17 protein-coding genes are annotated in these 17,265 nt (G+C 68.2%); 13 read left to right on the top strand and 4 right to left on the bottom strand.

The features are described 5' to 3' along the window. Positions 1-35 precede the first annotated feature (35 nt). The 3 genes from U4Z64_RS30055 to U4Z64_RS30065 all read left to right on the top strand — a co-directional run bounded on the left by U4Z64_RS30055 (position 36) and on the right by U4Z64_RS30065 (position 2,379). Positions 36-674 (top strand): TetR/AcrR family transcriptional regulator, encoded by a 639-nt coding sequence (locus U4Z64_RS30055; RefSeq protein ID WP_044845834.1) that lies wholly within the window; start codon positions 36-38, stop codon positions 672-674. A gap of 45 nt (positions 675-719) precedes the next feature. Then, complete coding sequence (locus U4Z64_RS30060) at positions 720-1,703, top strand: MDR family oxidoreductase (protein ID WP_321821871.1); 984 nt, start codon at positions 720-722, stop codon at positions 1,701-1,703. 97 nt (positions 1,704-1,800) lie between these two features. Further along, entirely contained in the window at positions 1,801-2,379 is a 579-nt protein-coding gene (locus tag U4Z64_RS30065; RefSeq protein ID WP_044845836.1) for a peroxidase-related enzyme, read from the top strand. Positions 2,380-2,648: 269 nt separating this feature from the next. On the opposite strand, the gene U4Z64_RS30070 is transcribed toward U4Z64_RS30065, so the two are convergent. After that, a complete protein-coding gene (locus U4Z64_RS30070) occupies positions 2,649-3,524 on the bottom strand; it encodes an SDR family NAD(P)-dependent oxidoreductase (protein ID WP_321821872.1) in 876 nt (291 codons plus the stop codon). A gap of 189 nt (positions 3,525-3,713) precedes the next feature. Then, positions 3,714-4,292 carry a TetR/AcrR family transcriptional regulator gene (locus U4Z64_RS30075; protein ID WP_321821873.1) on the bottom strand — a complete coding sequence of 193 codons (579 nt, stop codon included), beginning with the start codon at positions 4,290-4,292 and terminating at the stop codon, positions 3,714-3,716. A gap of 203 nt (positions 4,293-4,495) precedes the next feature. Here U4Z64_RS30075 and zwf point away from each other — a divergent pair, with 203 nt between their 5' ends. Then, positions 4,496-5,971 (top strand): glucose-6-phosphate dehydrogenase, encoded by a 1,476-nt coding sequence (gene zwf, locus U4Z64_RS30080; RefSeq protein ID WP_044845839.1) that lies wholly within the window; start codon positions 4,496-4,498, stop codon positions 5,969-5,971. 175 nt (positions 5,972-6,146) lie between these two features. Here the strand turns inward: zwf and U4Z64_RS30085 are convergent, their stop codons facing one another. Continuing rightward, positions 6,147-7,091 carry a LysR family transcriptional regulator gene (locus tag U4Z64_RS30085; protein WP_044845840.1) on the bottom strand — a complete coding sequence of 315 codons (945 nt, stop codon included), beginning with the start codon at positions 7,089-7,091 and terminating at the stop codon, positions 6,147-6,149. 101 nt (positions 7,092-7,192) lie between these two features. On the opposite strand from U4Z64_RS30085, the gene U4Z64_RS30090 reads away from it, so the two are divergent. The 7 genes from U4Z64_RS30090 (at position 7,193) to U4Z64_RS30120 (ending at position 13,752) form a co-directional block, all read left to right on the top strand. Then, positions 7,193-8,395, top strand: coding sequence for an MFS transporter (locus U4Z64_RS30090; protein ID WP_321821874.1), 1,203 nt, complete (start codon positions 7,193-7,195; stop codon positions 8,393-8,395). Between the two features lie 29 nt (positions 8,396-8,424). Next, positions 8,425-8,748 carry a MoaF-related domain-containing protein gene (locus U4Z64_RS30095; RefSeq protein WP_044845842.1) on the top strand — a complete coding sequence of 108 codons (324 nt, stop codon included), beginning with the start codon at positions 8,425-8,427 and terminating at the stop codon, positions 8,746-8,748. Positions 8,749-8,764: 16 nt separating this feature from the next. After that, on the top strand, positions 8,765-9,733 hold the full coding sequence (locus U4Z64_RS30100) for an LLM class oxidoreductase (RefSeq protein ID WP_321821875.1): 969 nt from the start codon (positions 8,765-8,767) through the stop codon (positions 9,731-9,733). A 149-nt stretch (positions 9,734-9,882) separates the two neighbouring features. Beyond that, complete coding sequence (gene dkgB / locus U4Z64_RS30105; RefSeq protein ID WP_044845844.1) at positions 9,883-10,689, top strand: 2,5-didehydrogluconate reductase DkgB; 807 nt, start codon at positions 9,883-9,885, stop codon at positions 10,687-10,689. Between the two features lie 64 nt (positions 10,690-10,753). Then, the gene (locus U4Z64_RS30110) at positions 10,754-11,869 is read left to right on the top strand and encodes an alkene reductase (RefSeq protein ID WP_124530119.1); all 1,116 of its coding nucleotides are present in this window, start codon (positions 10,754-10,756) and stop codon (positions 11,867-11,869) included. A gap of 20 nt (positions 11,870-11,889) precedes the next feature. Continuing rightward, the gene (locus U4Z64_RS30115; RefSeq protein ID WP_321821876.1) at positions 11,890-12,852 is read left to right on the top strand and encodes a cyclase family protein; all 963 of its coding nucleotides are present in this window, start codon (positions 11,890-11,892) and stop codon (positions 12,850-12,852) included. A 117-nt stretch (positions 12,853-12,969) separates the two neighbouring features. Continuing rightward, positions 12,970-13,752, top strand: coding sequence for an SDR family oxidoreductase (locus U4Z64_RS30120; RefSeq protein ID WP_124666376.1), 783 nt, complete (start codon positions 12,970-12,972; stop codon positions 13,750-13,752). 85 nt (positions 13,753-13,837) lie between these two features. Here U4Z64_RS30120 and U4Z64_RS30125 read toward each other — a convergent pair whose 3' ends face one another. Next, positions 13,838-14,503, bottom strand: a complete 666-nt coding sequence (locus U4Z64_RS30125) for an O-methyltransferase (protein WP_039318420.1) — start codon at positions 14,501-14,503, stop codon at positions 13,838-13,840. A gap of 48 nt (positions 14,504-14,551) precedes the next feature. Between U4Z64_RS30125 and U4Z64_RS30130 the strand changes: the two genes are divergently transcribed. Further along, on the top strand, positions 14,552-15,229 hold the full coding sequence (locus tag U4Z64_RS30130) for a TetR family transcriptional regulator (RefSeq protein ID WP_321821877.1): 678 nt from the start codon (positions 14,552-14,554) through the stop codon (positions 15,227-15,229). 526 nt (positions 15,230-15,755) lie between these two features. Then, positions 15,756-17,144: an NCS2 family permease gene (locus U4Z64_RS30135; protein WP_044845850.1), complete on the top strand. Its 1,389-nt coding sequence runs from the start codon at positions 15,756-15,758 to the stop codon at positions 17,142-17,144. Positions 17,145-17,265 lie beyond the last annotated feature (121 nt).

The raw sequence follows: 17,265 nt of genomic DNA on the forward strand, positions 1-17,265 counted from the left end.
ATTGATTTTTGAGACGAACGGTCTATTATTCGCCCATGGACGTTCGAACCGATCCGCCGCGCCGCCGCGGCAGGCCACCGAAGCAGCACGAAGACCTCGTCGCGACACGTGACATGCTGTTGCGCACCGGGCTGGAGGTGCTCACCGAAAAGGGCTTTTCCGCCACCGGGCTCGACGAGATCCTCGGGCGCGCCGGCGTGCCGAAGGGCTCGTTCTATCACTACTTCGACAGCAAGGAGGCGTTCGGCCTCGAGCTGATCGATCGCTACGCCGAGTTCTTCGCGCGCAAGCTGGACCGTCATTTCAGCGAGACTGAAGCAACGCCGCTGGCGCGCGTGCGCGCGTTCGTCGACGATGCGCGCGACGGCATGGCCCGCTACGAATACAGCCGAGGCTGCCTGATCGGCAACCTCGGCCAGGAAATGGGCGCGCTGCCCGAGCGTTTCCGCGCGCGCCTGCGTGAGACGTTCGAGGACTGGCAGCGCCGTCTGGCCGACTGCCTGGTCGCAGCACAGCAAGCCGGCGAACTGGCGGCCTCGGCCGATCCCGCCGAGCTGGCCGCGTTCTTCTGGATCGGCTGGGAAGGCGCCGTGCTGCGCGCGAAACTCGAACGCAGCGACGTGCCGCTCGCGCTGTTCGCACAGTTTTTCTTCAATGGATTGCCTCGCCGCTGAGTTTTTTTGCCATTAACTAGACGATCGGTCTAGAAAGGAGGACGGATGTTCCAGGGCATCGTGATCGACAAGGACGAGACCGGCCAGCACGCGCGGCTGCAGACGCTGGACGACGCGCAGCTGCCTGCGGGCAACGTGACGATCCGGGTCGGCTATTCGACGTTGAACTACAAGGACGGGCTCGCGATCACCGGCAAGAGCCCGGTGGTCCGCAAATTTCCGATGGTGCCGGGCATCGACCTCGTCGGCGAGGTCGAACACAGCACGCACCCGGACTACCGGGCAGGCGACCGCGTCGTGCTGAACGGCTGGGGCGTCGGCGAAACGCATTGGGGCGGCCTCGCGCAGAAGGCACGCGTCGACGGCGACTGGCTGGTGCCGCTGCCGTCCGCGTTTTCGCCGCAACAGGCGATGGCCATCGGCACGGCCGGCTACACCGCGATGCTGTGCGTGATGGCGCTGGAACGGCATGGCGTGCGCCCGGACGATGGCGAGATCGTGGTGACCGGCGCGGCCGGCGGCGTCGGCAGCGTCGCCACCGCCCTCCTCGCGCGGCTCGGGTATCGCGTCGTCGCCGTGACCGGCCGCCCGGCCGATGCCGGCTATCTGCGCCAGCTCGGCGCGGTTGAGATCCTCGACCGTTCGCAGTTCGGCGCACCCGGCAAGCCGCTCGGCAAGGAACGCTGGGCCGGCGCGGTCGACGTCGCCGGCAGCCATGTGCTCGCCAACGTGTGCGCGACCACGCGCTATCGCGGCGTGGTGACGGCCTGCGGTCTGGCCGCCGGCATGGACTTCCCCGCGACCGTCGCGCCGTTCATCCTGCGCGGCGTGACGCTCGTCGGCATCGACAGCGTGATGTGCCCGCGCGCCGAGCGTCTGGAGGCATGGCGCAGGCTCGCGTCCGATCTCGACGTCGAGAAACTGGGCACCATCAGCCATCAGGTCGGCCTCGCAAATGTCATCCCGCTCGCCGAGGACCTGATCGGCGGCAAGGTGCGCGGCCGCATCGTCGTGGACGTCAACGCATGACGCCGGCGACGGCGACGGCGACGGCGACGCATCGATTCATACCCGGCCGGTGGCGCGCGCATCGCGTTCGCCCGTGCCGCTTTATCCAGGAGACCTCATGACCGCTGCAGACCACGCGCCCGTCAGCCGCTTTCCGGTGCCCGCGCTCGAAGACCTGCCCGACGACATTCGCGAACGCATCGCGGCCGTCCAGGAAAAGTCGGGCTTCATCCCGAACGTGTTCCTCACGCTCGCGCATCGCCCGGACGAGTTTCGCGCGTTCATCGCGTATCACGACGCGCTGATGGACAAGCCGGGCAACCTCACCAAGGCCGAACGCGAAATGATCGTCGTGGCCACCAGCAGCGTGAACCAGTGCCAGTACTGCGTGATCGCGCACGGCGCGATCCTGCGCATCCGCGCGAAGGATCCGCTGATCGCCGACCAGGTCGCGACCAACTACCGCAAGGCCGACATCACCGCTCGACAGAAGGCGATGCTCGACTTCGCGATGAAGGTTTCGCAGACCGCGCACCAGGTGGGCGAAGCGGACTTCGACACGCTGAAGTCGCATGGCTTCACCGAAGAGGACGCGTGGGACATCGCGGCGATTTCGGCGTTCTTCGGGATGTCGAACCGCATCGCGAACGTGACGAACATGCGGCCGAACGCGGAGTTCTACGCGCTGGGGCGCTGAGGACCGCCGGCAACGGCGATCGCCGTCGAAGACCGGGGCGTGCATGCGCCCGGTCTTCCTCGGGTCTCCGCGCGCAATTGGCATCGGCATCGGCATCGGCATCGGCATCGGCATCGGCATCGGCATCGGCGTCGGCATCGGCGTCGGCGTCGGCGTCGGCGTCGGCAATCGGCAATCGGCAATCGGCAATCGGCAATCGGCAATCGGCAAGCGGCCGGCGGCAATCGGCGCGACGCTCGCGCGAACCCGCGCTGCCCCGGCTCCCGCGCTTACCCGACCTGCTTCAACGCCTGCAGCCCATCCGGCAGCTTCGCGTCCGGGAACATCGTCGACCGCGTCGTATCGCGCCACCGCGCCGCCTCCTCTGCGCGCTGCGCTTCCGCCTGCTCGCACACGAACAGCGCATCGCCGCCGAGCAGCAAGCGCATCGGCACGTCGTCGCGACGCGACAGCTCGACGATCAGCGCCGCGATCCGCGCGGGATCGCCGACCTCACGACCGCCATACGCGCCGAGCAATTCGAGCATCTTCCCGACCGACGGCTGATAGTCGGGCAGCAGGCCGTCGACCGCGCGCTTCGCCTCCGTGGCCCATTCGGTGCGCATCCCGCCCGGCTCCAGCGTGCAGACGCGCACGCCGAACGGCGCGACTTCCTTCGACAGCACGTCGCTGAACCCGCCGACCGCCCACTTCGCGGCCTGATACGCGGACAGGCCAACCGTCGCCGTGCGCCCGCCGACCGACGACACCTGGAAGATGTGGCCCGCGCGCTGCGCGCGCATCGTCGGCAGCACCGCGCGCGTCAGGTTGACCACGCCGAACAGGTTCGTTTCGATCTGGTCGCGGAAGTCGTCGGCGCCCATCTGCTCGAACGGTGCCGTATGACCGTAGCCCGCGTTGTTCACCAGCACGTCGATGCGGCCGAACGCGTCGCGGGCCGCCGCCACCGCATGCTCCGCCGCCGCCGCGTCGGTCACGTCGAGTTCCATCGGCAGCAGCCGGTCGCCGTACCGTGCTTCCAGATCCGCGAGCCGCGCGGGATCGCGCGCGCCGGCCACCAGACGATCGCCCGCCGCAAGCACCGCTTCCGCGATCGAGCGCCCCAGGCCGCGTGCGGCCCCTGTTACCAGCCAGACTTTCGACATTTTTCCACTCCTCGACAAAGTTGAAACTGAAAAATGAATGACTACTCACTCATTAATATGGGCGATGAAACGGTCGTTTTCACCGCGCCTCGCCCTGCCTGAAACCGCCTTCCATCGGTGCGGCAGCGCCCGAACCCCAAGACGCCGCCGATCACCCGTCTTCAGCTTTCCGTCACGCCGATCGCCCGCTCACACCGCGTGCAACACGGCCCACAGCGCACGAAACCCGGCCTCGCGATACGCATCGGCCAACGCCGGGTCGCGCGCGATCGACTCCATCGCCGTTTCCGCGATCGACGTGAACAGCGCCGCGCAGAACGCGTGCGCGTCGTCGGTCTTCAGCCCGCCCGCCGCGGCGACTTGCGCACGCAGCAACGCGCTGATCGCGCCGAAGCCTTCGGTGCCGGCCGCGCGATGCGAGTCGTCGATGCGGCCGCTCACGCCGAGCTGCTGCAGCGCGCGCCGCCCGTCCGGGTTCGCGACGCCCCACGACACATAGCCGTTCCACGCATGCCGCATCGCCTGTTCGGCCGGCGCGTGCTCCGGAAACCCGGTCATCATCGCGTCGCGCATGTCCGCTTTCAGGCTCAGGTACAGCGCGTTCAGCAGCGCATCCTTGGTCTCGAAATAGGTGAACACCGTGCCTTCCGCCACGCCGGCGAGCCGCGCGATGCGCGCGGTGGTCGCGCCCGCGCCGTCCTCCGCGAGCGCGCGGGCGGCAGCAGCGAGGATGGCGTCGTGCTTGTCGGGACTGCGCGGTCGGGCCACGTTCGATTCCTTTAATGAGTGAGCGCTCAATCATAATCGTACCAACGCAGGTCATGCAAGCCCTGTTACATACGCGGGAACCGATCCGCAATCGATCAAAAGCGTGCACTATTAGCGTTTTCACGTACTGGCGCGCCAACCCACCGGCGCCCGGCGCTCGCCGTTCGTTCCACGCTCACACCGCTTCAGACCGCGAACCACTCATGACGAATAAGCCCAACCAGACCGAAGCCGACCAACCCGTCGACATGATCATCTTCGGCGGCGGCGGCGACCTGGCCGCCCGCAAGCTGTTGCCCGCGCTGTACATGGCGCACCTGCACTGCAACCTGCCGCCGGAGACGCGCATCATCGCGGTCGGCCGCCGCGACTGGGGCATCGACGGCTACCGCAAGTTCATGGACGAGCAATCGCGCCCGTTCATCGACGACAAGGCCTTCGACGCCGACGCGTGGAGCCGTTTCCTCGACCTGTTCCAGTACGTGCTGATCGACGTGAGCGCGCCGGAAGACTACGCGCGCCTCGCCGAAGCGGCGCGCAGCGACGCGATCCGCGTGTTCTACCTGTCGACGTCGCCCGAGCTGTTCACGACGATCTGCGACAACCTGTCGGCCGCGCACCTCGTCGATGCGCGCTCGCGCGTCGTCCTCGAAAAGCCGCTCGGCCACGATCTCGCGTCGGCGCAGGCGATCAACGATGCGGTCGGCAAGCATTTCGCGGAATCGCAGATCTACCGGATCGACCATTACCTCGGCAAGGAAACCGTGCAGAACCTGATGGTGCTGCGCTTCGGCAACCCGATCTTCGGGCCGCTGTGGCAGGCGCCGAGCATCCGCAGCGTGCAGATCACGGTGGCGGAGACGGTCGGCGTCGGCAGCCGCGCGGGCTTCTATGACCATACCGGCGCGCTGCGCGACATGGTGCAGAACCACCTGCTGCAGCTGCTGTGCATCGTCGCGATGGAGCCGCCGGTGTCGCTCGACCCGGACGCGGTGCGCGACGAGAAGCTGAAGGTGCTGCGCTCGCTGCGGCCGATGGCGCTGTCGGACGTCGCGCGCGACACGGTGCGCGGCCAGTACACGGCCGGCGCGGTCGACGGCCAGCCGGTCAAGGGCTATCTCGACGAGGAGAACGTGCCGGCGGACAGCCACGCGGAAACCTTCGTCGCGCTGCGTGCGCACATCAACAACTGGCGCTGGGCGAACGTGCCGTTCTTCCTGCGCACCGGCAAGCGGCTGCAGCGCCGCCAGTCGGAAATCGTGATCGAGTTCGCCGACATGCCGTTCTCGATCATCCCGACCGGCCCGCGCCACTACAGCAACCGCCTCGTGATCCAGCTGCAGCCGGAAGAGTCGATCCAGCTGCAGATGCTCGCGAAGGAGCCGGGCAGCGGGATGAAGATGGTGCCCGTGAGCCTGAACCTCGACCTGCAGCAGGCGATTCCGGAACGGCGCGCGGAAGCGTACGAACGGCTGCTGATCGACGTGATCCGCGGGCGCCTCACGCACTTCATGCGCCGCGACGAACTCGAGGCCGCCTGGTCGTGGGTCGAGCCGATCCTCAACGGCTGGAAGCAGCTCGGCGACCGTCCGCGCCTGTACACCGCAGGCACGTTCGGGCCGGCGGCATCGTCGGCGCTGCTGGCGCGCGACAACATGTCGTGGTCCGAGGAAGCGTAGGAAGCGCCGCACGCGACGGCATGTCGGCGGCGCAAGCGCCGCCGGCGTGCCGGATCATATCGGCGCGCCCGCCGCGCACCGACCGCCGCCCCGCCGTTCGCGTCGGCCGGAGGAAGTCCGCCGAGCCGTCCTGCGCGGGAACGGCACCCGGCGGCAACGACGCAGCCGTCCCCGGCTACACCGTTCCCATCCACGCCGCCTTGCGCCGCGCCGGCGCATCGCTGCCGCCGCTCCCGCCGCCCAGCACCTCGATCATGTAATCGACGAACGACGCGATCCGCGACGAAATCGCGGTATTCCGGTAATACACCGCGTTGATCGGCTGCTCGACGTCGAGCGTCTGCCGCGCGAGCACCTGCACGAGCCGCCCGGCCTCGCGATCCTGCGCGGTCATGAAATCGGACAGGCACACGACGCCCGCGCCCTCCAGCGCGAGCTGCCGCAGCGTCTCGCCGCTCGACGACCAGATAGCGGGCTCGATGCGGCTCGGCTCGCCGTCCGCGCCGAGGATCGGCCACACGTTCAGCGATTCGGGCTGCGTGAAGCCGAGCAGCGTGTGCTTGCCGAGATCCTCGACCTTGCGCGGCTGGCCGTGCGCTTCGATATAGGCGGGGCTCGCAAGGATGCGCAGCCGGCTGTTGCCGATCCGCCGGCTGTGCAGGGTCGAATCCTTGAGCCGGCCGATCCGGATCGCGACGTCGGTGCGCCGCTCGAGCAGGTCGATGATCCCTTCGTTGCTGTTCAGCTCCAGGTCGACCTTCGGGAAGCGTTCGCGGTAGCCGCGCACGAGCGGCACGATCACGTGCAGCATGAACGGCGTCGCGGCATCGACGCGCAGCCGCCCCGACGGCATCTCGCGCCGCGCGAGCATCTGCTCCTCGGCGTTCTCGACCGATTCGATGATCGCGCGCGCGTCCTGCAGGAACGCGCGCCCCTCTTCGGTCAGTTCGAGCCGGCGCGTGGTCCGGCGCAGCAGCGTGGTCTTCAGCTTCTCCTCGAGCCGCGCGAGCGTGCGGCTCGTGGCCGACACGGTGAGGTCGAGCTGCTGGGCGGCGGCGGTGATCGAACCGGTGTCGACCACGGCGGCAAAGGCCTGGAGTTCGTCGAGGGTGATCTTCATTGTTGATCTGAAATCAAAACAATTTGGTTTATAGACCAGTTTTTCCGCAAAAGTAAAGGCGGCACACTGCGATCCATCCTCACTGGAACCAGGATCCCGCCATGCCACTCGCCCTGCTTGCGCTGACCATCAGCGCCTTTGCCATCGGCACGACCGAATTCGTGATCGTCGGGCTGATCCCGACGATCGGCGCCGATCTCGGCGTCAGCCTGCCGTCGGCCGGCCTGCTCGTCAGCCTCTACGCGCTGAGCGTCGCGATCGGCGCGCCGCTCCTCACCGCGCTCACCGGCCGCGTGCCGCGCAAGACGCTGCTCGCCGCGCTGATGGCGCTGTTCACCGTCGGCAACCTCGTCGCCTGGCAGGCGCCGGGCTACGAATCGCTGATCGTCGCGCGCGTGCTCACCGGCCTCGCGCACGGCGTGTTCTTCTCGGTCGGCTCGATCATCGCGACCACGCTCGTGCCGAAGGACAAGGCCGCCAGCGCGATCGCGACGATGTTCAGCGGGATGACCGTCGCGTTCGTCGCCGGCATTCCGCTCGGCACCTTCATCGGCCAGCACTTCGGCTGGCGCGCGACGTTCCTTATCGTCGCGCTGTTCGGCCTCGTCGCGTTCCTCGGCGCGGTGGCGTTCGTGCCGCGCGGTCTTCCGCAAACGCCGCCGGCGCCGCTCGCCCGCCAGTTCCGCGTGCTCGCCCAGCCGCGCCTGCTGCTCGTCTACGCGATGACGGCGGTCGGCTACGGCGGCTCGCTGATCGCGTTCACCTACATGGCACCGCTGCTCGAACAGGTCGCCGGCTTCACGCCGTCGCAGGTCAGCCTCGTGCTCGTCGGCTACGGCGTGTCGGTCGCGGTCGGCAACGTGTGGGGCGGCAAGCTCGCCGACAGCGTCGGCCCGGTCAAGGCGCTCAAGCGGATCTTCCTGCTGCTCGCGATCGTGCTGCTCGCGCTGACCTTCACGGTGCACGTGAAGTGGCTCGCGGTGCTGACGATGCTCGCGTGGGGCGCGGTCGCGTTCGGCAACGTGCCGGGCCTGCAGGTCTACGTCGTCAAGCAGGCGCGCCACTTCGCGCCGGACGCCACCGACGTCGCCTCGGGCTTCAACATCGCCGCGTTCAACCTCGGCGTCGCGGGCGGCTCGTCGCTCGGCGGCCTGATCGTCGCGAACGTCGGCCTCGGCCACACGCCTTGGATCGCCGCCGTCGTCACGCTCGGCGCATTCGCGCTGACCGCGCTGAGCGGCCGCCTCGACCGCGGCCAGGGCCTGCCGGAACGCACGGCCGAACCCGTCGAACTCGCCCATTGAACGTCAACTTTTTGCAGGAGCTACTCAGCATGAACGCATCGACCCAACGCCCGCCGTTCGCCGGCAAGACGTTCGAAGTCCGTTACGAGGGCCTCACCGCGCTCAACGCCTATGACGAAGACGGCCTCCGCATGCGCTACGAAATCACCGAAGGCGCATACGCCGGCGCGAAGGGCGAAGTCGCCTGCACGTGGCAGCACGTCGCCGGCGAGACCTACGCGATCTCGTGGCAGGAAGCCGACCGCGCCACCGTGGTGCACATCGACGATTTCGCCGCCGGCACGTCGCGCTCGTTCTTCACCGCGGCGTCGCTCGATTTCTACCGGCTCGAAGGCAGCCTGCGCGCGGTCTGAACGGAGACGCCCGACCATGTCCACCTCACTCGACAAGCTCACCGCCGGCGGCTTCAGCATCGGCATCGAACTGCCGCTCGACAACGACTGGTCGCCGGCCGGCGACGCGAAGCGCCAGCACGACGGCCGCCGCCCCGGCGTGCCCGACCTGGAAATGCACGCGGAACTCGCGCAACTGGCCGACACGCTCGGCTTCCGCGCGCTCTGGGTGCGCGACGTGCCGGTGTACGACCCGTCGTTCGGCGACGCCGCGCAGGTGTTCGAGACCTTCTCGTATCTCGGCTACCTCGCCGGCATCACGCGCGACATCCTGCTCGGCACGGCGGCCGTCGTGCTGCCGCTGCGCGAACCGCTGCTGACGCTGAAATCGGCCGCGACGATCCAGGAACTGAGCCGCTCACGCCTGCTGCTCGGCGTCGCGAGCGGCGACCGGCCGGTCGAATATCCGCTGTTCGGCCGCGACTTCGCATCGCGCGGCGCGAATTTCCGCGACCAGATCGCGCTGCTGCGCGACGGCGCGCGCGCTCACCTGCCGCCGGGCCTCGACGTGCTGCCGGCCGCGCGCTCGCCGGTGCCGCTGTTCGTCGCGGGTCTCGCGCAGCAGACGCCCGCCTGGATCGGTGAACACATGGACGGCTGTCTCGCGTATCCGGGCACGCCGGACGATCACCTGAAACGGGTCGCCAACTGGCGCGCGGTGGCCGGCGACAAGCCGTACGTGAGCTTCATCCACCTCGACCTCGCGAACGATCCGCACGAGCCGCTGCAGCGGCACCGCTTCGGCGCGCGCGCCGGGCGCATCGCGCTGACGGAGGAACTCGCGGCGATGCGCGACGCGGGCGTGCAGCACATCGGCCTGCATTTCCGCCGCAACCGCCGTCCGCTCGACGAGACGATGGCCGAGATCGCGTCCGACGTGCTGCCGGCATTCCATGCGAATGCGAACGACGCTGCCGACACGAACGCGCGCACGGCCACGGCCTGACGAAGGCACGCCGGCAGCCGGCTCGACCCACGACCGATATTTGACTTTAAATCAAATATTTTTGACCTCTAAAGGCGTTTATCTCATCAGTATCAAACGCCAGAATGACTTCCATACCGCAATCGGTCCACCTATCCCAGGAGCACAAGATGAGCAACATTCCCGCATTCGGCCTCGGTACGTTCCGCCTGCAAGGCCAGGTTGTGATCGACTCGGTCCGTAACGGCCTCGAAGTCGGCTATCGCGCGATCGACACCGCGCAGATCTACGGCAACGAAGCCGAAGTCGGCGAAGCGATCGCCGCGTCGGGCGTGCGCCGCGAAGACCTGTTCCTCACGACGAAGATCTGGGTCGACAACTACGCACCGGAAAAGCTGGTGGCGAGCCTCGAGGAGAGCCTGCGCAAGCTGCGCACCGACTATGTCGACCTGACGCTGATCCACTGGCCGGCCCCGGACAACGGCGTGTCGCTCGAGGCATTCATGACTGCGCTCGCCGAAGCCAAGGCGAAGGGCCTCACGCGCCAGATCGGCATCTCGAACTTCAACATCGAACTGACGAAGCAAGCGATCGCGGTGGTCGGCAAGGATGCGATCGCGACGAACCAGATCGAACTGAGCCCGTACCTGCAGAACCGCAAGCTGGTCGAGTTCCTGAACGCCGAAGGCATCCACGTGACGTCGTACATGACGCTCGCGTACGGCAAGGTGCTCGGCGACCCGGTGATCGGCGCGATCGCGCAGCGTCACGACGCGACGCCGGCGCAAGTCGCGCTGGCCTGGGCGCTGCAGCTCGGCTACTCGGTGATCCCGTCGTCGACCAAGCGCGAGAACCTCGCGAGCAACCTGCTCGCGCAGACGCTGCGCCTGACCGACGAAGACATGGCGCAGATCGCCGCGCTCGAGCGCAACGGCCGCGAAGTCGATCCGGCCGGCCTCGCGCCGACGTGGGACTAAGCGCGCCGCACCCTCAATCGACCCGTCCGCGGCCAGCCGGCCGCGGCACCGACAGGAATCCATCATGACCCAGGACCCGCTGTTCCAACCGCTGCAATTCGGCGCGCTGACGCTGCCGAACCGCATCGTGATGCCGCCGATGACGCGCTCGCGCGCCAGCCAGCCCGGCGACGAAGCCAACGAACTGATGGCCGCGTATTACGCGCAGCGCGCGAGTGCGGGCCTGATCGTCAGCGAAGGCACCTACATCGCGCCGCTCGGCAAGGGCTACGCATGGACGCCCGGCATCCACACGCCATCGCAGGTCGCCGGCTGGCGCAAGGTGACGGACGCCGTCCACGCCGCGCACGGCCGCATCTTCGCGCAGCTGTGGCACGTCGGCCGGCTGAGCCACACGAGCCTGCTCGGCGGCCGGCAACCCGTGTCGTCGTCGCCGCTCCAGGCGAAGGGCGTGAACGTGTTCATCGCCGGTGAAGACGGCAGCACGCCGGGCTTCGTGCAGGCCTCCGAGCCGCGCGCGCTGTCCGTCGACGAAATCCGCGAGATCGTCGATCAATACCGCGCCGCCGCCCGCAACGCGATCGAAGCCGGCTTCGACGGCGTCGAGCTGCATGGCGCGAACGGCTATCTCGTGAACCAGTTCATCGACTCGAACGCGAACACGCGCACCGACGCGTACGGCGGCTCGCTCGAAAACCGTCTGCGCTTCCTGCGCGAAGTCACGCAGGCGCTGATCGAAGGCACCGGCGACGCATCGCGCGTCGGCATCCGCCTCGCGCCGCTGACCACGCTGAACGGCTGCGTCGACGACGATCCGGAAACGACCTACCTCGCCGCCGCGAAGCTGCTCGGCGAACTCGGCGTCGGCTACCTGCACATCGCGGAAGCCGACTGGGACGATGCGCCGCTGATGCCGGTCGAATTCAAGCAGCAGCTGCGTGCCGCGTACCCGGGCGTGCTGATCTACGCCGGCGCGTATACCGCCGAGCGCGCCCGCGAAGCGATCGCCGCCGGCTGGGCCGACCTCGTCGCCTTCGGCCGCCCGTTCGTCGCGAACCCCGACCTGCCCGAGCGCCTGCGCACCGGCGCCGCGCTCACGCCGCACGACCGCAATACGCTGTTCGGCGGCGGCGCACAGGGCCTGACCGACTATCCGACGCTCGCGCAAGCCGCGGCGTAAACGATCCGAAGGAATCCTGCATGAAAGCAACGCTCGCCCGGCTCGCGCTCGCCGCGATCCTGCCGTTCACGGCGGCCCAGGCGGCGCACGCCGCGCCGGCCGCAGCCGCGGCCGACTGGTATCCGTCCGTGTACGGCGCGAACGACGAAATCGGCGCGGCCAACCTGCTGACGCCCGACGTCGTCAGGCAGGCGGTCGGCCTCGTGAAGGCCGGCAAGACCTATCCGCTGGCCGTGCCGGTGGACAAGGACCTGCCGGCATTCCGCCACCGCAGCTTCCGGCTGTACAACGTCCAGGTCGGCCAGCAGGCCGGCAAGAGCCTCGGCCCGAACAAGTTCACGTTCAACGACGAACTCGTCAACGCATGGACCGGGGTCGGCACGCAGCTGAACGGCATCGGCCACATCGGCATCGACAACGTGTACTACAACGGCAACAAGGCGGCGGATTTCGTGACCGTCGACGGCGTGAAGAAGCTCGGCGTCGAGAAGGTGCCGCCGATCGTCACGCGCGGCGTCGTGCTCGACATGACCGCTTACTACGGCAAGCCGATCGTGCCGGGTGGCACCGAATTCACGGTCGCCGACATCCAGGCCGTTCTGAAGAAGGAAGGGCTGACGCTGCGCAAGGGCGACGTCGTGCTGTTCAACACCGGCTGGCTCGAGCTGATCGGCAAGGACAACAAACAGTTCCTCGATGTCGAACCGGGCATCGGCATGGCAGCCGCGAAGTGGCTCGCCGACCAGGGCATCGTCGCGTTCGGCGGCGACACGTGGGCGTCCGAGGTCTATCCGAATCCGCACACGCAGGACGAATTCCCGATCAACCAGTACATGCTCGCGAAGCGCGGCATCTACAACCTGGAGCTGATCGACAGCCGCGCGCTGGTGCGCGACAACGCGTGGGAATTCCTGTTCGTGCTCGGCCAGCCGCTGTACGTCGGCTCCACGCAGGTCAACATCAACCCGGTCGCGATCCGCTGATCCCGCGGGCCGTTCGTCGACCGGTTGCCGGCGGCCCGCAACGACGGTTTCCCTTTCCGGCGCTGCCCGCTTCGGTCGGCGGCGCCGTTCTTTTTACAAGTTTTGCAGGAACTGAGAATGAGCACGCAAGCATCGAAACTCGCCCTCGTCACCGGCGGCTCGCGCGGTATCGGCCGTGCCACGTCGTACGAACTCGCGCGACAGGGCTTCATCGTCGCGGTCCACTATCGCGCCGATCGCGCGGCGGCGGAACAGACGCTCGCCGGCATCCGCGAACTCGGCGGCCGCGGCGTCGCGATCCAGGCCGACCTCGACGCGCCGGACGGGGTCGCCACGCTGTTCGATGCCCTCGATCGCGCGGTCGCCGAACAGAACCTGCCGGCCACGCTCGACGTGCTCGTCAACAACGCCGGCGTCGCCGACGGCGGCACGCTGGACGACACGTCGGTCGCGCTGTTCGACCGCCAGTTCTCGCTGAACGTGAAAGCCGTGTTCTTCACGACGCAGCAGGCCGTGAAGCGCATGCCGCGCGGCGGCCGGATCGTGAACCTGTCGAGCGTGCTGTCGAGCCGCGTGTTCGAAGCCGGCGGCAACTTCAGCGCGATTTCCGCGTACGCCGCGTCGAAGGCCGCCGTCGACACGCTGACGCGCCACTGGGCGGTCGAACTCGGCCCGCGCGGCATCGTCGTCAACGCGGTCGCGCCCGGCCCGGTCGATACCGACATGAACGCGAGCTGGCTGCGCACCGACGACGGCCGCGCGACGATGACGTCGGCCAGCCCGCTCGGCCGCGTCGGCACGCCCGAAGACATCGCGGGCGTGATCGGCTTTCTCGCGAGCCCGGCGTCGCAATGGACGACCGGCCAGGTCATCGACGCGAGCGGCGGCTACCGCCTGTAGGTCACGCAGGTGCCGCCGGGTCGACCGGCGGCACCGATCGGGCCGCCCGCGGCGCACGGCTCGCATGCTTGCAACGTCTCGCCGCTCAGCCGATCCGCATCGACAGCTCGACATCGCCGCCGAACGGCACCGACAGGTAGCCGTTCTCCGGCGCACGCACGTAGGCGAGGTAGTCGGGGCTGTATTCCGCGTTGTCGGCGACGACGAACGCACCGGGCCGCAGCCGCGGCTCGACCCGCGCGAGGATCTCCGGATACAGCGCCTTCGCGCCGTCGAGCAACACGAGATCGACGGTCTCCGGCAGATCGGCCGCCAGCGTGCGCAGCGCATCGCCCGCGCGGATTTCCACCAGATCGGCCAGCCCGGCCGCCGTCAGGTTCGCGCGCGCCCGTTCGACCTTCGACGCTTCGAACTCGCTCGTGATCACCCGGCCGCCGCCGTTGTCGCGCAGCGCAGCCGCGAGGTGCAGCGTCGAGATGCCGAACGACGTGCCGAATTCGACGATCGAGCGCGCACCGCAGCCGCGCGCGAGCATGTACAGCAGCGTGCCCGTCTCGCGCGACACCGCGAGCGGATAGTCCTTCAGGCGTGCATAGAAATCGGCGTAACCGGTCTTGCTGCGCATCAGCCGCGCGTGCTCGTCGTGCGACAGGTCGGCGAAGTCCGGGCTCGACGCGGGCGACGATGCCTCGGCTTCGTCGAACAGGCGCGCGAGCAGCGACGCCAGCGGGTCGTGAATCAGGGTGGTCATGCGAATCTCCGGTGTCAGGTTGAGTGCGTCAGGGCGCCCGACTAGAATATGACGAACTATTCAGGTTTTACTATTCGCATTGGCAGACCCGTCATGACCGACCGCCGCAACACCCCGATCGCCTCGCGCAGACTGCCTCGGCAGGCCCGCGCGACCCAGCTCGTCGACGCCGTGCTGCAGGCCGCTATTCAGGTTCTGGCGACCGAAGGCGCGCAGCGCTTCACGATGGCGCGCGTCGCCGAGCGCGCCGGCGTGAGCGTCGGCTCGCTGTACCAGTACTTCCCGAACAAGGCGGCCGTGCTGTTCCGGCTCCAGCACGACGAGTGGCGGCAGACGTCCGGGATGCTGTGCGCGATTCTGCAGGACCCGCGGCAGACGCCGCCCGAGCGCCTGCGCACCGCCGTCCACGCGTTCATCCGTTCGGAATGCGACGAGGCGCCCATGCGCATCGCGCTCGACGATGCCGCGCCGCTCTATCGCGACGCCCCCGAGGCGCAGGAAGTGAAGGCCACGTGCAACCGGATCTTCAGCGCGTTCATGCGCGAAGCGCTGCCCGACGTGCCCGACGCCACGCATGCGCTCGCGTGCGAATTGATCATGACGACGCTCACGACGGGCGGCAAGGCATTCTCCGAAACCGCGCGCACGCCTGCGGAAATCGACGCATATGCGACCGCGATGGCCGACATGTTCTGCACGTACCTCGCGCATCTCGCGCGTGTCTGATGCATTGGCAGGCCAGGACGAGCGCGGGCGCGGCCCGCGCGCGGCACCGGCATCATCCGGATGCGGATTGCGCACGGCCGCGTTTTCACATCCGGCGCGGCTGTTTCCGCGCGCCCGCGCAGCCTCTCCGAAAGTCCTTCGTAAGACTCGATGCATCACCCGCTCCCGCCCTGCCCGCCGACCCTGCATTCAAATAGTCGCCTTAACGGATTCGAACTAGGCGTATACACGCGTTCCGCGACGACGAAGCCCCGTTGCACGCCGATATAAGCGCTGCGACATGCGCTGCATGCTCTTCCCCCAATGGGACGTGATGGGCCGTTCGCCTAACCTTCGCTACGGCAAAGCACACGTGACAGGATCGACCGCACGACGCGGCACACGCGCCCCCTTCGACGCGCGTACGACGACACGACTCACGCGTGAAGCGTCCCCACGACGCCGCCGAATATTCCAACCAGATTCGAGACACCCTGACGACGGTCCGCCACGGGCCGTTTCAGCACGCTGATAAAGGAGCAAGCTCATGAGTGATACCCCGGTGCAGCCGACGGTCGGCGTCGGCGCGGAAGAAACGGACTTCGGCACCAAGGGAGTCATCGACCGGTACTTCGGCATTTCGTCGCGCGGCAGCACGCAGCGTCGCGAAATCGTCGCGGGCGTGACCACTTTCCTCGCGATGGTCTACTCCGTGTTCGTCGTGCCCGGCATGTTCGGCAAGGCCGGCTTCGACACGAGCGCGGTATTCGTCGCGGTCTGCCTCACCACCGCGTTCGGTTCGCTGCTGATGGGCCTGTGGGCGAAGCTGCCGATCGCGATCGGCTGCGCGATTTCGCTGACGGCGTTCACCGCGTTCGGGCTCGTGCTCGGCAAGGGCCTGCCGCCGACCGTCGCGCTCGGCGCCGTGTTCCTGATGGGTCTCGTGTTCACGGGCATCTCGGTCACCGGCGTGCGTTCGTGGATCCTGCGCAACCTGCCCGCGGGCGTCGCGCACGGCACCGGGATCGGCATCGGCCTGTTCCTGCTGCTGATCGCGTCGAACGACGTCGGCCTCGTGATCAAGAATCCGGGCGCCGGCCTGCCGGTCTCGCTCGGCCAGATCACCGCGTTCCCGGTCATCATGTCGGTCGTCGGCCTCGCCGCGATCTTCGGGCTCGAGAAGCGTCGCGTGCCGGGCGGCATCCTGCTCGTCGTGGTCGCGATCTCGCTGATCGGCCTCGCGTTCGATCCGGCCGTGAAGTACCGCGGCATCTTCGCGCTGCCGTCGCTGAGCGCACCGGGCCACGCGTCGCTGATCGGCGCGATGGACATCAAGGGCGCATTGTCGATGGCCGTGCTGCCGAGCGTGCTGGCGCTCGTGATGACCGCCGTGTTCGACGCGACCGGCACGATCCGCGCGGTCGCGGGCCAGGCCGGCCAGCTCGACGAGAACGGCCGCATCATCAACGGCGGCCGCGCGCTGACCGCCGATTCGGTCAGCTCGATCTTCTCCGGCTTCCTCGGCGGCGCGCCGGCGGCAGCCTACATCGAGTCGAGCGTCGGCGTGGCGGCCGGTGCGAAGACGGGCCTCGCGGCCGCGGTGGTCGGCGTGCTGTTCCTGGTCGTGATGTTCTTCTCGCCGCTCGCGGGCCTCGTGCCGTCGTACGCCACGGCCCCCGCGCTGATGTACGTCGGCCTGCTGATGCTCGGCAGCGTGAGCAAGCTGCACATGGACGACATGGTCGACGCGATGTCGGGCCTCGTGTGCGCGGTGTTCATCGTGCTGACCGCGAACATCGTGACGGGCATCATGCTCGGCTTCTCGACGCTCGTGATCGGCCGCGTCGCCAGCGGCGAATTCCGCAAGCTCAACGTCGGCACCGTGCTCATCGCGGCCGTGCTCGTCACGTTCTATCTCGGCGGCTGGGCGATCTGACCGCGGATCATGCGCGACGTCGCCTGCCGAAGGGCGGCGCGCATCGGGACGGCATCGTCTCCTCCACCATCGTCGTTGATGGTCTCCAGGCTCGGGAACGTACGTTTCCGGGCTTTTTTTC

This window comes from Burkholderia sp. BCC1996, from assembly GCF_905339955.1.
Classification (GTDB): Bacteria; Pseudomonadota; Gammaproteobacteria; order Burkholderiales; family Burkholderiaceae; genus Burkholderia.

What these genes read in the sequence shown, in the direction of transcription:
- U4Z64_RS30055 (WP_044845834.1), top strand. Translation starts at nt 36, where the DNA reads ATGGACGTTCGAACCGATCCGCCGCGCCGCCGCGGCAGGCCACCGAAG.
- U4Z64_RS30060 (WP_321821871.1), top strand. Translation starts at nt 720, where the DNA reads ATGTTCCAGGGCATCGTGATCGACAAGGACGAGACCGGCCAGCACGCG.
- U4Z64_RS30065 (WP_044845836.1), top strand. Translation starts at nt 1,801, where the DNA reads ATGACCGCTGCAGACCACGCGCCCGTCAGCCGCTTTCCGGTGCCCGCG.
- U4Z64_RS30070 (WP_321821872.1), bottom strand. Translation starts at nt 3,524, where the DNA reads ATGTCGAAAGTCTGGCTGGTAACAGGGGCCGCACGCGGCCTGGGGCGC.
- zwf (WP_044845839.1), top strand. Translation starts at nt 4,496, where the DNA reads ATGACGAATAAGCCCAACCAGACCGAAGCCGACCAACCCGTCGACATG.
- U4Z64_RS30085 (WP_044845840.1), bottom strand. Translation starts at nt 7,091, where the DNA reads ATGAAGATCACCCTCGACGAACTCCAGGCCTTTGCCGCCGTGGTCGAC.
- U4Z64_RS30090 (WP_321821874.1), top strand. Translation starts at nt 7,193, where the DNA reads ATGCCACTCGCCCTGCTTGCGCTGACCATCAGCGCCTTTGCCATCGGC.
- U4Z64_RS30095 (WP_044845842.1), top strand. Translation starts at nt 8,425, where the DNA reads ATGAACGCATCGACCCAACGCCCGCCGTTCGCCGGCAAGACGTTCGAA.
- U4Z64_RS30100 (WP_321821875.1), top strand. Translation starts at nt 8,765, where the DNA reads ATGTCCACCTCACTCGACAAGCTCACCGCCGGCGGCTTCAGCATCGGC.
- dkgB (WP_044845844.1), top strand. Translation starts at nt 9,883, where the DNA reads ATGAGCAACATTCCCGCATTCGGCCTCGGTACGTTCCGCCTGCAAGGC.
- U4Z64_RS30110 (WP_124530119.1), top strand. Translation starts at nt 10,754, where the DNA reads ATGACCCAGGACCCGCTGTTCCAACCGCTGCAATTCGGCGCGCTGACG.
- U4Z64_RS30115 (WP_321821876.1), top strand. Translation starts at nt 11,890, where the DNA reads ATGAAAGCAACGCTCGCCCGGCTCGCGCTCGCCGCGATCCTGCCGTTC.
- U4Z64_RS30120 (WP_124666376.1), top strand. Translation starts at nt 12,970, where the DNA reads ATGAGCACGCAAGCATCGAAACTCGCCCTCGTCACCGGCGGCTCGCGC.
- U4Z64_RS30125 (WP_039318420.1), bottom strand. Translation starts at nt 14,503, where the DNA reads ATGACCACCCTGATTCACGACCCGCTGGCGTCGCTGCTCGCGCGCCTG.
- U4Z64_RS30130 (WP_321821877.1), top strand. Translation starts at nt 14,552, where the DNA reads ATGACGAACTATTCAGGTTTTACTATTCGCATTGGCAGACCCGTCATG.
- U4Z64_RS30135 (WP_044845850.1), top strand. Translation starts at nt 15,756, where the DNA reads ATGAGTGATACCCCGGTGCAGCCGACGGTCGGCGTCGGCGCGGAAGAA.